Origin of the sequence: Streptomyces sp. VRA16 Mangrove soil, assembly GCF_017377775.1 — a bacterium.
Taxonomy (GTDB): Bacteria; Actinomycetota; Actinomycetes; order Streptomycetales; family Streptomycetaceae; genus Streptomyces.
This window is the reverse complement of record NZ_JAFVLN010000001.1, coordinates 1,194,912-1,208,262: the sequence shown is the minus strand read 5'-3', so window position 1 is coordinate 1,208,262 and position 13,351 is coordinate 1,194,912. Positions and strand designations below refer to the sequence as shown.

Genomic DNA, 13,351 nt, shown 5'->3' with positions numbered 1-13,351 from the left:
GATCCCTCATCCCTCGTTCTGCGAAGGTGCCGTATCAGCACGAGAAGCAAGGTACCGATCGAAGATCTCCCGGCTGTCCGGAGTGAAGGTCCACTGCCGCAGGGAGCGCCGCACCTCGGACTCGGTCAGCCATCCGTGCCAGGCCACCTCGTCCGGGTCGGGGACGCCGATCTCCGACAGCACGGCATCGCACACCCCGAGCCAGTGCGGGCTGAGCCCGGTCCGGTTGAGGAACGTGAACCGAAGGCGGACGGGTGCCGGCACGCCCAGTTCCTCTCTGAGCTCGCGGGCGGCTGCCTGCGCGTAGGACTCTCCGACCGCGGCGGCGCCCCCGACCCCGAGTTCGTAGTGCCCTGGGAAACGGGACAGCGACTGCGCGCGGCGATGGACGAGGAAGCGGCCCTGTCCGTCACGGCACACCACTACCGCGACGCGGTGCAGCCAGCCTCTCCGCACGGCCTCCCCCCGACTGACCACTCCGAGCATGCTGTCCTGAGCGTCAACGCGTTCCACGAGTTCATCCACGACGAGCACGATCGCAGAGACCACTGACATCGGGGCGTGGTCCCGGGGCCGCCGCCGCGTGGGAGCCGCTCCGATCCGCGAGGAGCCGTAGGAAGTTCGGGCACCGGGTGACGTCCTCGTCCTGGACGTCGGGCTGCCCGACGCGGACGGCGACCTGACGCTCGACGCGGTCGGCCATCACTTCACGGTGCGGGGCGTGCGCGTCCAGCTCTCCCCCGCCTAGTTCCGGCTCCCCGCCGCGCTCGTCGCCGCGGACGGAGCCCTCGTACGCCGCTGTGACCTGATCAGGACGGGCCGGCCGGATGACGGCCAGGATCAGGGCGCTGGTCACCACCGTGCCGAGGCCACGCCGCCGTCCCCGGTCGGCTGGGAGAGGTGGTCGCCGATCGAGCCGCCGAGCGGACGCGTGAGGATGTACGCGATCCCAGAAGGCCCAGGTCGCGTCGAGGCCGATGGTGCGCCGGGCGACGGCGTCCGCGGCGATGGCCAGGGCGAACAGGACGGCGGAGAGCCAGTAGCCGAGGTTCATGCGCCCGGAGACCAGGTCTGCCGCGGTGCTGCCATCGGGGACCTGAACGCATCCTGACGGTCGCGCGGCCCGGGCGGGCGTCGGGGCGTGGCGGGTTCGCTGGGGCGGGTCGTCGCCGGACAGACAGCGTCACTTGAGCTTCGGATCGCCCGCACGGGGGTGCCCGTTCGGGACCGGACGGGCCCTGCGAAGATCACGAGGCGCACACAGGACGGCAGTGATGCGCGCCCGTCGGTCCGTCGCGCCCGGACCACGGCGACGGCTCGCAGGGAGGCCCGCGCGCGGCGTGACGGAAGCATGTTGTGGGGCCGCGCAGGTGCGCCGACCGTGTGCGTCCCCGAAGCTGCCGGAAGGACCGTCCGCGAGGGCGCGTACGCCGCACATGCCGGCACCGAGGAGGACACCGCACATGGCACACCAGGTCATTGCCGGGCTCGCCACGATCAAGGACGAGCTGGCCGATCTCTACCGCGACCTGCACGCGCACCCCGAGCTCTCCCTGCAGGAGACCCGGACCGCCGCTCTGCTGGCCGAACGTCTGCGGGCGGCGGGCTTCGACGAGGTCGCCGAGGGCGTCGGCGGGACCGGCGTCGTAGGTGTCCTGCGCGCCGGTGAGGGCCCCGTCGTCATGCTGCGCGCCGACTTCGACGCGCTGCCCGTCGAGGAGAAGACCGGTCTGCCCTACGCGAGTCGGGCCCGCGGTGTCGACCAGGACGGCCAGGACGTCCCGGTCATGCACGCCTGTGGTCATGACATGCACGCCGCCTGCCTGGTCGGCGCAGCGACCCTGCTCGCCCAGGCCAAGGACCGGTTCAAGGGCACGCTCCTGGTGGTGTTCCAGCCCGCCGAGGAACTCGCGCGCGGAGCACGGGACATGATCGCCGACGGGCTCTTCGAGCGGTTCCCCAAGCCCGAGATCGTGCTCGGCCAGCACGTCGGACCGCTGCCCGCGGGCTTCATCGGCCACGGCACGGGCCCCCTGATGGCCTCCTCCGACTCCCTGAACGTCACCCTGCACGGCCGCGGCGCCCACGGCTCGCGCCCCGAGGCCTCCATCGACCCCGTCCTGATGGCGGCGAACGTCGTGACCCGCCTGCAGGGCATCGTCAGCCGCGAGGTGCCGCCGAGCGAGACCGCCGTGGTCACCGTCGGCCGCCTCCAGGCCGGCACCAAGGACAACGTCATCCCCGAGACTGCCGAGCTCGGCATCAATCTGCGCGCGTACACGCCGCAGACCCGCACCCAGCTGCGCGCCGCCGTCGAACGCATCGTCCGCGGCGAGTGCCGGACCAGCGACGCGCCGCGCGACCCCGACCTCGCCTGGTCGGCCGCCGCTCCCGCCCTGGTCAGCGACCCTGAGGCGACCTCCACCACGGTCGCCGCACTCCGCTCGCACTTCGGCCCGGCGCGCATGCTGGACATGCCGCAGGTCAACGCCAGCGAGGACGTCGGCGTCTTCGGCGACACGATCGGCGTACCGACCGTGTTCTGGTTCTGGGGCGGCCTGGAGACGCAGACCGTGGTCCAGGCCCTCCAGGACGGCACCCTGGACCAGCTGCCCAGCAACCACTCCCCCTTCTTCGCCCCGCTCGTCGAACCCACACTGAGCACGGGCGTCGAGGCCCTCGTCGTCGCCGCGCTCACCTGGCTGCGCACGGACTGACGGCCCGCGCGAACGGCCGTCGAACCGTCGGCCCGGCTCCGCTCCCCTTCCCGGAACGGTTCACATGGTGCCATTTCTGGAGGGAACGTAACGTTTCGTAGGTGTGCGGGGGCAGGCCTCACCGAACGGCGCCCGGCGCGAGTAGGAAAGGCAGTCAGGCATGCAGACCTCACTCACCCCGGCGATCCTCGCAAAGCTGCGCAAACAGCGTCCCTATCCGGCCGTGACGCTGGCGATGCCGACGCACCGGCGGCGCCCCGAGAACGCCCAGGACCCGGTCCGTCTCGGCAATCTGGTCAGCGAGGCGGAACGCCGGCTCGACGCGGACCCCCTCGTCACCAAGGAACTCCGCGAGGACGTCGTCGGGCAGCTGAAGTCCGCGGTGCGGGAGATCGACCTGGCGCACGCCAAGGACGGCCTCGTCGTGTTCGCCGCGCCCGGCGAGCACGAGACGTGGTTCGTCGACCGGGCGGTGCCCGAGCGCGTCGTCGTCGCCGACACCTACCTGACCCGCAATCTGGTCGCCGCCGACGCCGCCGGCCGCCCGTTCCGGGTGCTCAGCGTGGCGGCCGACCGCATCGCCCTGTGGGACGGCCGGGGAGATCGCGTCACGGAGGTCACCGGCCACGGCTTCCCGCTCACGCGCAGCCTGGAGGATCCCGACGCCGAGCGCGAGGAGCGCATCGGCGACCTGCCCAGCACGTTCCGCGACGAGCAGACCCGCCAGTTCTTCCGGGACGCGGACAGGGCGCTGGCGGGTGCGCCGGCGTCCGGGGCACACCCGCTCTACGTCACCGGGGATCCGGCCGCGCTCTCGCTGCTCGCCGATGTCGGGACGGCCGCGTACGGCGCGGTCCAGGTGCCGTTCGGCGGGCTCGCGCAGGCCGCCCCCGACGCCGTGGCGAAGGCCGTGGCCCCGGCCCGCGCCGACGAGGCGCAGCGCACCGTCGCCGAGGCGCTGGCCGACCTCGACCGGGCACGCGGGAACAACACGTACGCGGCCGGTGTCGACGAGGTGTGGCAGAAGGCCTCCGACGGCCGGATCCACCGCCTCGTCGTCGAGGAGAACTACCGCGTCACGGTCCGGGCCGGCGAGGGCCACCTGATGCCCGCCGAGGACGACGACGCGGACGCCGTCCACGACATCGTCGACGAGATCGTGGAGTCCGCGCTGGAGACCGGGGCCGGGGTCGCCTTCGTCCCCGACGGAACGCTGGCGGACGCCGGACACGTGGCGGCCGTACTGCGCTTCTGAGCGCGCCGCACACCGTGAGCGGCCGGCGCGCTCGACAGGCCGGCCGTCAGTGCCCGGGCCCCGCCCGGATGATGCGGTCGACGAGGCCGTCAGCCTGTTCCGGGTGTCGCTCCAGCCATGCGCCGACGTGCTCCTCCACGGCCTGTTCGACGCACTCGTGCACGAAGGCGCCGGCCAGCCTTTCGCGGGTGGCGCCTTCGTACTCAGGGCTGTCCAGCTTCACCGAAACGACCGCCGTCAAGCCCTGCTTCACCGCTTCCCAGGTGAGATCGGGGTCGCCCACCGTCAGCAGCAGCCGCTGACGCGCGTACGCGTTGAGGGCCGAGGCCACCCCTTGCCGGAACCCGTCCGCATGTGTGCCGCCCTCACGGGTGGGGAGGCTGCCGGCGAAGGTCCTCAGCACGTGGGAGCGCGATTCCCCCCAGCTCAGAGCCGCCTCGACCGTCCCTGCCATCCGTTCGTCGTCGCGCGCGAAGGCGATGATGTCCGGGGGAAACCGGGCCTCCGCTTCCGCGTCCAGGAACGCGACGAAGTCCCACGGCCCGTCGGGATACCGGAACTGCACCGCCCGCTGTCCGCCGGAAGGACGTTCATCGTTCAGCGAGATGCTCAGCCCCTGGTTGAGCAGGGCCACTTCTCTGAATCGTTTGGCCAGTACGGAGAACGAGCAGTCCGTCGTCTCGAAGATCTCGGCGTCGGGCCAGAAGGCGATGGTGGTTCCGTCGCCGATCTCCTCTTCCGCAGCGGCCGTCGGGGGGACGGCGACTCCACGCGCGTACTCCAGCCGCCGGGAGTGCTGACCGCACCGCGTCTCGGCGATCAGGCGGCTCGACAGCACATTGGCGACGCAAGTCCCCCAGCCGCTTCCGCGTCGGACCTGCTGATTCCCTCGCTCACAGAGCCCCTCCCACGGTCTCCGGCAGGACGTTCCCACCTTACGTAGAAGCCCTGGGCCCGTCGTGCCGACTGCTTCCGGAGACACGGGGCCGCCAAGGCCCCGGACGACGGTTCTCCGGGCCGTCCCGAGGCCGGAAAGTCGTGTGTTTCGAGCTCACGCAGCGGGCGGCCGGCCGGGCTCCGGCCGCACCATGGCGTTCTTGCTAGCCTTCCGCGATGAGCAACACGCTGGATGAGGGTCCGTTCTTTCACGGCACCAAGGCTGATCTGCAGGTCGGAGACGAGCTGACGGCGGGTTTCCGTTCCAACTACCGGCCCGATGTCGTGATGAACCACATCTACTTCACGGCGCTGCGCGACGGCGCCGGGCTCGCCGCGGAGCTCGCCGCGGGTGACGGGGCGCCGCGCGTGTACCGGGTGGAACCGACCGGGGAGTTCGAGAACGACCCCAACGTCACCGACAAGAAGTTCCCCGGAAACCCCACCCGTTCCTATCGCAGCGCGCACCCGCTGCGGATCGTCGACGAGGTCACCGACTGGACACGGCTGACGCCGGAAGCCCTTCAGGGCTGGCGGGACCGGCTGGCGGCGATCCGCGAGGACGACCGCGCCGAGATCATCAACTGACCGAGGTTCCCCTCGACACCCGTACTTACCGGTAAGTAGGATCGCGCGGCATCTGCTGCTCCAGTACCGGGAGGACCCCTTGCCCCGCGCCCGTTCCCCGCACCTCCTCGCCGGCCTGCTCGCCGGGGCGGGTGCCGCTCACTTCCTGATACCGAAGCCGTTCGACTCGATCGTGCCGCGCGCCCTGCCGGGCTCGCCGCGCACCTGGACGTACGCGAGCGGCGCGGTGGAGCTCGCCCTCGCCGCCGGTATCGCCCTGCCGCGGACGCGGGCCCGCGCGGCATCCGCGGCCGCCGCGTTCTTCGTCGCGGTCGTGCCCGCCAATGCGCAGATGGCCGTCGACTGGCGTGACAAGCCCGCCCCGTTGAAGCGCGCCGCCCAGGCGCGGGTGCCGCTTCAGATCCCTCTGGTGCTGTGGGCACGCCAGGTGTCCCGCGACGCCGCCGCCTGAGGGCGCCCCGGAGGTCCCAGGCAAAGAGATGGCATGGTCTAGTCCAAAGCATGTACTGGTCCAGTCCAATGCATTGACGTGTCCCTATCAGCCTCAAGAAGCTGTGCCGACTCCCCCCTGCACAGGAGGCACAGAGTGAGACGACTTCGCGCAGCCCTGGGCGCGGCCACCGCGATCACCACGGTCGCACTCGCCACTACGGCGTTCGTCGCGACGAACACGGCCAACGCGTCCACCGCGCTGAGCAACCGGTGGTACGCGGCAGCCCCGTATCTGATGCCGTTGGACAACGACCCGCCGGACGCCGGCGCCATCATGGACGCCACCGGCCTCAAGGCGTTCCAGCTCGCTTTCATCCTCGCTCCCAACGGCGGCGGCTGTTCGCCGACCTGGGACGGTACGGCCCCGGTGTCCTCCGACACCGCGGTCGGCGCCGTCATCGACAAGATCCGCGCCAAGGGCGGAGACGTGTCGATCTCCATCGGCGGCTACAACGGCACCAAGCTCGGACAGGCCTGCGCGGACGCCGCGTCCACCGCGGCCGCGTACCAGCAGGTCATCACCAAGTACGGCCTGCACGCCATCGACTTCGACCTGGAGGAGCCCGAGTACGAGAACACCGCGGCCGTCAGGAACGAGATCGGCGCGGCCAAGATCCTGCAGCAGAACAACCCCGGTCTCTACGTCTCCGTCACCACGGCCGGCACGGCGGACGGCACCGGCTGGTTCGGCAAGCAGATGCTGCTGGAGGCGAAGTCCCAGGGGTTCACGCCGAACAACTTCTCCATCATGCCGTTCGACGGCGGATTCAACGGGGCGGCGTCCCAGACCAGCGCCCTGACGAACTTCAACCAGATCCTCCGGTCCACCTTCGGCTGGGACCAGGCCACCGCCTACGCCCACGAGGGCTTCTCCGGCATGAACGGCCGCAGCGACACCGGTGAGATGTTCCTCCAGGCCGACTTCCAGACGGTTCTCGACTACGCGACCAGCCACAACATGGACCGGTTCACGTTCTGGTCGCTCAACCGGGACCGGCAGTGCTCCCCGCCCGACAACGGCGGCCGGACCTCGGGGACGTGTTCCAGCGTCGCCCAGAACTCCTGGGACTTCGCCAAGTACTCGGTGAAGTTCGCCGGGGTCACGCCGCCCACCACCACGCCGCCCGCGACCGGCACACCGACACCGCCCGCCGGCGACTGCAAGGCCGCGTGGAGCGCGACCGCCGTCTACACGGCGGGCGACGAGGTCGCCTACAACGGGCACAACTGGAAAGCCAAGTGGTGGACCCAGAACGAGCAGCCCGGCGCCGCCGAGTGGGGCCCCTGGGCCGACGAGGGCGCCTGCTGATCCAGAACGCCGGACACGATCGCGGTCGAGGGGTGAAGCACCCCACGGCCGCGGCCGCGCGCGTGCCCGGACGACTTGCGCCGCGTCGAGGCTCCACGAGGATGAAAAGGGCCGGTCGCGCTGTTATGACGACCGAGGGCGGACGACCCGCTCAGGACCTTTGAAAGGGAGCTGTGCATGCCGGGCGAGACGGACAAGGCAGTACTCGCGGGTGGTTGTTTCTGGGGAATGGAGGACCTGATCCGCAAGCAGCCGGGTGTGGTCTCCACGCGCGTCGGCTACACCGGCGGCGACACCCCGAACGCCACGTACCGCAACCACGGCGATCACGCCGAGGCGATCGAGATCGTCTACGACCCGGCGCGGACGTCCTACCGTGACCTTCTGGAGTTCTTCTTCCAGATTCACGACCCCAGCACGAAGGACCGCCAGGGCAACGACATCGGGCGCAGCTACCGCTCGGCGATCTACTACGCGGACGACGCCCAGCGCGCGGTCGCGCTGGACACCATCGCGGACGTGGACGCCAGCGGGCTGTGGCCCGGCAAGGTCGTCACCGAGGTGGAGCCGCTGGGTGACTTCTGGGAGGCCGAGCCGGAGCACCAGGACTACCTGGAGCGCTACCCGAACGGCTACACCTGCCACTTCCCGCGGCCGAACTGGAAGCTGCCGCGGCGGGCCGGGGCCGAGAGCACGTCGTAAGCGCGTACGGCACTCGCGCCGAGGCCCGGGACTACGCGTCCTGGGCCTCGGCGACCCACCCGTAGGGCAGTTCCTTCCCGTCGACCGTCACCGCCTCGACCGTGCGGGTGACGGGATCGATGTCGGCCTCCGCTCCGTCACCTGCGAAGCGCGGGAAGCCGGACGCACCCACCTCGCCGGTGGCCTCGACCGGTACGGTCCTCAGGGGATTGCCGTGGTCGGTGTGGCCGTCGGCAGCGGTCAGCCGGGCTTTCAGGACGAGCAGGTACCGGGCCGGGGCGGCGGAGTCATCGTTCATACCTGGACGCTAAGCCGGTGCCTCCGGCTCCGCTCGTTCACGGACTCCGTCGCCCCGGCCCCGGGGGCGGACCTCAGCTGTCGTGGAGGGCCTTCTTCAGCGCGTCGATCGCGAGGTGCCGGGCGACGTTGGCCGCGCGGGTGTCCCGCAGGCTGTCCAGCAGCAGGAAGTCGTGCACCATCCCCGCGACACGCACGGACGTGACGTCGACGCCCGCCTCACGGAGCTTGTTGGCGTACTGCTCGCCCTCGTCGCGCAGCACGTCCGCCTCGTCGGTGATCACCAGCGTGGTCGGCAGTCCCTTCAGCTGGTCGAGAGTCGACTGCAGCGGAGAGGCGTAGTGCTGCTTCCGCTCGGCCGGATCGGTCGTGTACGCGTCCCAGAACCACTTCATGCCGTCACGCGTCAGGTAGTAGCCCTCGGCGAACTGCAGGTACGAGGGGGTGTCGAAGTCCGCGTTCGTCACCGGATACAGCAGCACCTGTGCCTTCAGGTCGAGGCCGTTGTCGCGCTCCTTGTTCATCAGCGCGAACACGGCGGACATGCAGCCGCCGACGGACTCACCGGTCACCGCGACGCGTGAGGTGTCCAGGCCGTGGTCGGCGCCGTTCTTCCGCACCCACTGGCCCACGGCGTAGTTCTGCTCGACCTGCGTCGGGTACTTCGCCTCCGGTGCGCGATCGTAGACGGGGAACACGCCGGCCGCGTTCGCCCCGACGACCAGTTCCCGGAAGAGCCGGTCGTGGGTCTTGTCGTCGCCGAACACCCAGCCCGCGCCGTGGATGTACACCACGACGGGCAGCGGGCCGGACGCTCCCTTGGGCTTGATGACGCGGGTGCGGACCGTGCCCCACTCCCCTGCGTCGACGTCCACCCATTCCTCGTCGACTTCGGGCCGGTCGACGCCCTCGCCGCTCTGCAGGCCCGCGAGGATGTCACGGCCCTGCTCCGGCGGAACCTCGTAGATCCGCGGGTGGGGATCGGTGGCCTCGGCGAGCTCACGGGCGGCGGGCTCGAGGAAGGGGGTGATGGGGTCGGGGAGATTCGACATGCGCACACGCCTCCAGACAGCTGGAATTTCGCGGGAAACGGGCCGAAGTCGCCGATCCTGCCGAACGCTGTCGGGACGCACCGGCGACTGCCTCGCGAGGTTCCATCCTCTCCGACCTGCGGCGCTCCGCAACTCGTCGTCACCGTCCGTGACCGCTCAGGCGGAACCGTTGGATTCGCCTTCGGACGCGGCGAGTTCGGCCGAGAACTGGGCGCCGGTGAGCAGCGCCAGATTGGACAGCCACAGCCAGATCAGGAACACGACGGTGCCGGCGAGAGAGCCGTACAGACGGCTGTAGGTGGTGAACATGGACGTGTAGAGCGCGAAACCGCCCGTCACGATGAGCCACAGCACTGCCGCCAGGACACCGCCGGGAAGGCTCAGGTGCCGTACGCGGGCGGCCTGCGGTCCGTTGCGGAACACCGTGGAGACCAGCAGGACGACCAGGGTGAGCAGCAGCGGCCAGCGGGCGACCGTCCAGGCGAGCGTCACCGTGTCGTCCAGATGCAGCGCCCGGCCGATGCCTTCGGCGACCGGTCGGCTCACCACGAGCACCAGCGCGGTCAGGACGAGAAGGGCGAGCAGGGCGAACGCGGTCAGGATGATGCGGTGGGCCCTCGACAGGGGCGTACGACGGTCGGAAGTGCGGTGCATACGGTGCAGAGCGCGCCGGAAGACCGCCAGGTAGCTGCATGCGGACCAGAGAGCGCTCACCAGGCCGGTGGCGATCACGGTCCAGGCGCCGGCGTTCTCCCGGATCATGCGGGTGAGCAGTCCGTGGAGCTGGTTGCCCGCCTGTCCCGGCGCGTAGGCGGTGACGTCCTCGATCAGTGACCGTGCGGTGTCGGGGCTGACGAGGCCGAAGGCCGCCACCAGCACCAGCAGTCCCGGCAGCACGGCCAGCGTCGCGTAGTAGGTGAGCGCGGCTGCGTAGTCGGTGATGTCGTCGTTCCACAGCGACACGGGCGTGCGACGCAGGGCGCGGCGGAGGTCTTCCGGCGAGGGGGCGAGACCGGCGGCGGCGGTCGACGGCGCGGGCACCGGGGTGGGTTCAGCGGACATGGACGGTCCGGTGGTGTGTGCCGCGCAGGCGGGCCCGACGGGTGACGGAACGGGGCTCGACCGCGGCCCGGGCCTCTGTGGCGACGGCGTCGAGCAAGAACGCTCCGACCCCCACGAAGCTGCCGGTGAAGGCCGGCGCCGTTCCTGCCGGCCTTCCTTGAAACGCTCTGCTCACCTCTGAGCCTTCCTCTCCTCATGTGCCCCGGGGGGGGCGCAGGTGCAGATCCTCACCGCAACGGGGACGAACGCCCGCCCGGCGTCTCCTCGTCTACTCGACCCGGGGTTCGGCAGGGGCGGGGGCGTCGTCGTCGCCGGGGAGGTGGACGTCGTTGACGGTGACGTTGACCTCGACGACCTCCAGGCCGGTCATCCGCTCGACCGCGAGGATGACGTTCTCCCGCACGTCGGCGGTGACGTCCATGATCGGCACGCCGTACTCGACGACGAGGTCGATGTCGATGGCGGTCTGCCGCTGCCCCACCTCGACCTTGACCCCGCGGCCCACGTTGGCGCGGCCGCCGGGGATGCGCTCGCGCATGGCCCCGATCGTGCGTGACAGGCCGCCGCCCATCGCGTGGACACCCGGGATCTCCCGCGCCGCCATGCCCGCGATCTTCACGACGACCACGTCGGCGATCGCGGTCCTGCCGCGGGTCGACGCGGGCTGGTCCGCACCCGGGCGGCCGGCGCCGACCTCGGTCGTGGTCCCGGACAGCGTGCTCCCCTTCGGCGAGGCGTTCTTCTGCTCGACCGTTGCGATCGGCTGTGTCATGGTGTCCCCATCTTCCTGCTGCGTCGGCTTCGAACATCGGCGGCCCGACTGCTCGGCCCCGCCTGCCGACTACCCCCTGATCGGCAGTTCGGTCCTGGCCTCGTCGGGAAAGCGCCGCGAAGGGGTGACTCGCGCCGCCGCACCATCTGCTGGTGCGGCGCGTGCGCCCTTCATGACACGGTGGGTGCATGAGGCTGAGGCTGCGGGCCCACGGCGCCGCCGACGTGGACACGGTGTGGCGGCGTTATGCCGAGCCCGCTCTCTGGTCGACGTGGGCTCCGCAGATCCGGTCGGTGGAGTCGGAACCGGAGTTGCGGGCAGGGATGCGCGGGCGGGTGCGGCCCGTGGTGGGGCCGTCCGTCCGGTTTCTCGTGACGGACGTCGACGACGCGGCCCGCACGTGGTGCTGGCGTGTGCAAGCGGGCCCTGTTCGGATGGAGTTGGGGCACACGGTCGACAGTGACGGGAGGCCGGGCGCCGCGACGGAGCTGACCGTCGAAGGACCCGCACTCGTCGTCCTCGCCTATGCTCCACTGGCGCGCCGCGCCCTGCGCAACCTCGTCCGTCCCTGACCTCCGGCCCCGCCCCGGCGCCGTCGATCAGACGACCTGGCCCGCGGGGACGTCCCGCTCCGGTGACAACGCCCAGTGGAACGTCAACTGCGCCACGGACGCGTTCGGTAACGCCCACAGGGCCCGTACCTGGTCCAGCTGGCGCTGCAAGGACCGCGTCGACATGCCGAGACCGCGGGCCACACCCTCCTGCGTCGCCCCCTCGGAGAAGCACCGCAGAATGGCGCGCTGGACATCCGTCAGGATCCCGCTCCCGGCCCGGGCCGACCGGCGCTCGCCGTGCCAGGGCTTCGCCCGCCGCCACTCCTGCTCGAACGCGTGCACCGCGAATCCGACCATGGCCCGGTCCGTGATGATCCACGCGGCGTGCTCCGGCGCGTCCGGGATCACGTAGTCGGAGATCACCGCGACCTTCCGGTCGACGATGACGACCCGCTCGAACGGGTCCGCGAGCGTGCGGTACTGCGCCCCGCGCTCGGACATGACCGAAGCCCACTCGCACGACACCGCGTCGTCGCGCACGATGTCCTGGTACAGGGTCCGGTAGCGCACGCCCCGCTCGATCGCCGTCGCGTCCCGGGGGATCCCGACCCTCATCTGCTCACGCGTGCGCGGCTGGTGCGGGTGCGCGCCCAGCAGTTCCTCCTGCGCGCCGGCGAGGATCACGCCGATCCGCTCGTTGACCTCGGCGCGGTCCGCGAGGAACTCCGACCCGGCACCGGCCCGCTGCCGGGACTGCGCGAACTGCACGTTCAACTGCTCCAAGACGCCCGGCAGTTGGGCGAGCTGGACGATCTGCTGCTGCAGGTGCGCCAGCGCGTCCCGGCCCACGTTCCACGCGGCCTCGGTCGGCGGCAGCGGCGTCACCTGTCCGCCCGGCCCGGTTTCGCCGACCATCCGCCAGGCCCGCAGCTCGGCGAGCGCCTCGGCGTCCCCGGCACCGGGCCGGTCGCCCCGGGTGATCCGCCCGAAGAGGGCCACGGCCTTCGCCGACATCCCCTCCGAGGGAAGCGGACATCCGACCTGGGCCGTGCCCGCAACGCGCTCTCCCACCGCTCCCCCTGCAGCCGCTCAACACCGCACGCCGGTCCGCCCGTTGGCGTACATGCGCCAGTCGCAATGACGACAGCCGATTCGATTGAATCGTGCCGTCGCATACGCCAGATTCTACCCGTGGGGCCCTTCCCGGCTCCTCTGATCGGCCTCTTCACAAGCAACTGACGGGTCGCTTCCGTCAACCGCGTGTGCGCAGGCCTCAGCAGGCAGACCGGACACCAGGACAACACCCTGCCGGAGGATTCCGGCATTCCGCTCACCGACCAGTGAGCGGCGCGTGGGAGGGGAACCATCATGAGTCGTACCGTGCGCCGTTTCGGCGCCTTCATCGCCATCACCGCCATGGCCCTCGTGGGGCTGGCGTACGCGCAGTCCGCGGACGCGATGGCTTGGAACACCCGCGCCGACTCCGTGTGGATCGCCCCCGCCGACCCCGCCGCACCGTCCGGCGACACGACCGAGAACGAGCCGAACCAGGACGCGGCGCCCGCCGGCGGGCAGGTGCTGGCCGCGCCGCTCGACTCCGTCTGGTAGACGGACC

At 71.0% G+C, this 13,351-nt stretch carries 15 protein-coding genes and 1 pseudogene; 8 read left to right on the top strand and 8 right to left on the bottom strand.

From position 1 onward, the window contains the following. Window positions 1-6: 6 nt before the first annotated feature. Both J3486_RS05410 and J3486_RS05405 read right to left on the bottom strand, forming a co-directional pair. Window positions 7-555: an NUDIX hydrolase gene (locus J3486_RS05410; protein WP_207818759.1), complete on the bottom strand. Its 549-nt coding sequence runs from the start codon at window positions 553-555 to the stop codon at window positions 7-9. Window positions 556-826: 271 nt separating this feature from the next. Continuing rightward, a pseudogene (locus J3486_RS05405) lies at window positions 827-1,087 on the bottom strand (hypothetical protein); the annotation flags it as partial. 376 nt (window positions 1,088-1,463) lie between these two features. Here J3486_RS05405 and J3486_RS05400 point away from each other — a divergent pair. Both J3486_RS05400 and J3486_RS05395 read left to right on the top strand, forming a co-directional pair. Beyond that, entirely contained in the window at window positions 1,464-2,717 is a 1,254-nt protein-coding gene (locus J3486_RS05400) for an amidohydrolase (RefSeq protein WP_207818758.1), read from the top strand. Between the two features lie 160 nt (window positions 2,718-2,877). Then, window positions 2,878-3,972 (top strand): chemotaxis protein, encoded by a 1,095-nt coding sequence (locus J3486_RS05395; RefSeq protein ID WP_207818757.1) that lies wholly within the window; start codon window positions 2,878-2,880, stop codon window positions 3,970-3,972. Between the two features lie 46 nt (window positions 3,973-4,018). On the opposite strand, the gene J3486_RS05390 is transcribed toward J3486_RS05395, so the two are convergent. Next, entirely contained in the window at window positions 4,019-4,810 is a 792-nt protein-coding gene (locus J3486_RS05390) for a hypothetical protein (RefSeq protein WP_207818756.1), read from the bottom strand. Window positions 4,811-5,085: 275 nt separating this feature from the next. Here J3486_RS05390 and arr point away from each other — a divergent pair, with 275 nt between their 5' ends. The 4 genes from arr (at window position 5,086) to msrA (ending at window position 7,999) form a co-directional block, all read left to right on the top strand. Further along, a complete protein-coding gene (arr, locus tag J3486_RS05385) occupies window positions 5,086-5,496 on the top strand; it encodes an NAD(+)--rifampin ADP-ribosyltransferase (RefSeq protein ID WP_207818755.1) in 411 nt (136 codons plus the stop codon). Between the two features lie 79 nt (window positions 5,497-5,575). Further along, window positions 5,576-5,947 (top strand): hypothetical protein, encoded by a 372-nt coding sequence (locus J3486_RS05380; protein ID WP_207818754.1) that lies wholly within the window; start codon window positions 5,576-5,578, stop codon window positions 5,945-5,947. A 135-nt stretch (window positions 5,948-6,082) separates the two neighbouring features. Further along, window positions 6,083-7,297 carry a carbohydrate-binding protein gene (locus J3486_RS05375; protein ID WP_207818753.1) on the top strand — a complete coding sequence of 405 codons (1,215 nt, stop codon included), beginning with the start codon at window positions 6,083-6,085 and terminating at the stop codon, window positions 7,295-7,297. 177 nt (window positions 7,298-7,474) lie between these two features. Next, window positions 7,475-7,999: a peptide-methionine (S)-S-oxide reductase MsrA gene (msrA, locus tag J3486_RS05370; RefSeq protein ID WP_207818752.1), complete on the top strand. Its 525-nt coding sequence runs from the start codon at window positions 7,475-7,477 to the stop codon at window positions 7,997-7,999. A 31-nt stretch (window positions 8,000-8,030) separates the two neighbouring features. Here the strand turns inward: msrA and J3486_RS05365 are convergent, their stop codons facing one another. The 4 genes from J3486_RS05365 to J3486_RS05350 all read right to left on the bottom strand — a co-directional run bounded on the left by J3486_RS05365 (window position 8,031) and on the right by J3486_RS05350 (window position 11,182). Beyond that, window positions 8,031-8,297: a hypothetical protein gene (locus J3486_RS05365; protein ID WP_207818751.1), complete on the bottom strand. Its 267-nt coding sequence runs from the start codon at window positions 8,295-8,297 to the stop codon at window positions 8,031-8,033. Between the two features lie 73 nt (window positions 8,298-8,370). Continuing rightward, window positions 8,371-9,348 (bottom strand): alpha/beta hydrolase, encoded by a 978-nt coding sequence (locus tag J3486_RS05360; RefSeq protein WP_207818750.1) that lies wholly within the window; start codon window positions 9,346-9,348, stop codon window positions 8,371-8,373. A 156-nt stretch (window positions 9,349-9,504) separates the two neighbouring features. Continuing rightward, entirely contained in the window at window positions 9,505-10,410 is a 906-nt protein-coding gene (locus J3486_RS05355; RefSeq protein ID WP_207818749.1) for a YihY/virulence factor BrkB family protein, read from the bottom strand. A gap of 268 nt (window positions 10,411-10,678) precedes the next feature. Continuing rightward, the gene (locus J3486_RS05350; RefSeq protein ID WP_207818748.1) at window positions 10,679-11,182 is read right to left on the bottom strand and encodes an Asp23/Gls24 family envelope stress response protein; all 504 of its coding nucleotides are present in this window, start codon (window positions 11,180-11,182) and stop codon (window positions 10,679-10,681) included. A gap of 188 nt (window positions 11,183-11,370) precedes the next feature. Between J3486_RS05350 and J3486_RS05345 the strand changes: the two genes are divergently transcribed. Then, the gene (locus tag J3486_RS05345; RefSeq protein ID WP_207818747.1) at window positions 11,371-11,754 is read left to right on the top strand and encodes an SRPBCC family protein; all 384 of its coding nucleotides are present in this window, start codon (window positions 11,371-11,373) and stop codon (window positions 11,752-11,754) included. 27 nt (window positions 11,755-11,781) lie between these two features. On the opposite strand, the gene J3486_RS05340 is transcribed toward J3486_RS05345, so the two are convergent. Then, window positions 11,782-12,750 (bottom strand): hypothetical protein, encoded by a 969-nt coding sequence (locus tag J3486_RS05340; protein ID WP_207818746.1) that lies wholly within the window; start codon window positions 12,748-12,750, stop codon window positions 11,782-11,784. A 354-nt stretch (window positions 12,751-13,104) separates the two neighbouring features. Between J3486_RS05340 and J3486_RS05335 the strand changes: the two genes are divergently transcribed. Next, complete coding sequence (locus J3486_RS05335) at window positions 13,105-13,344, top strand: hypothetical protein (protein ID WP_207818745.1); 240 nt, start codon at window positions 13,105-13,107, stop codon at window positions 13,342-13,344. Window positions 13,345-13,351: the final 7 nt, after the last annotated feature.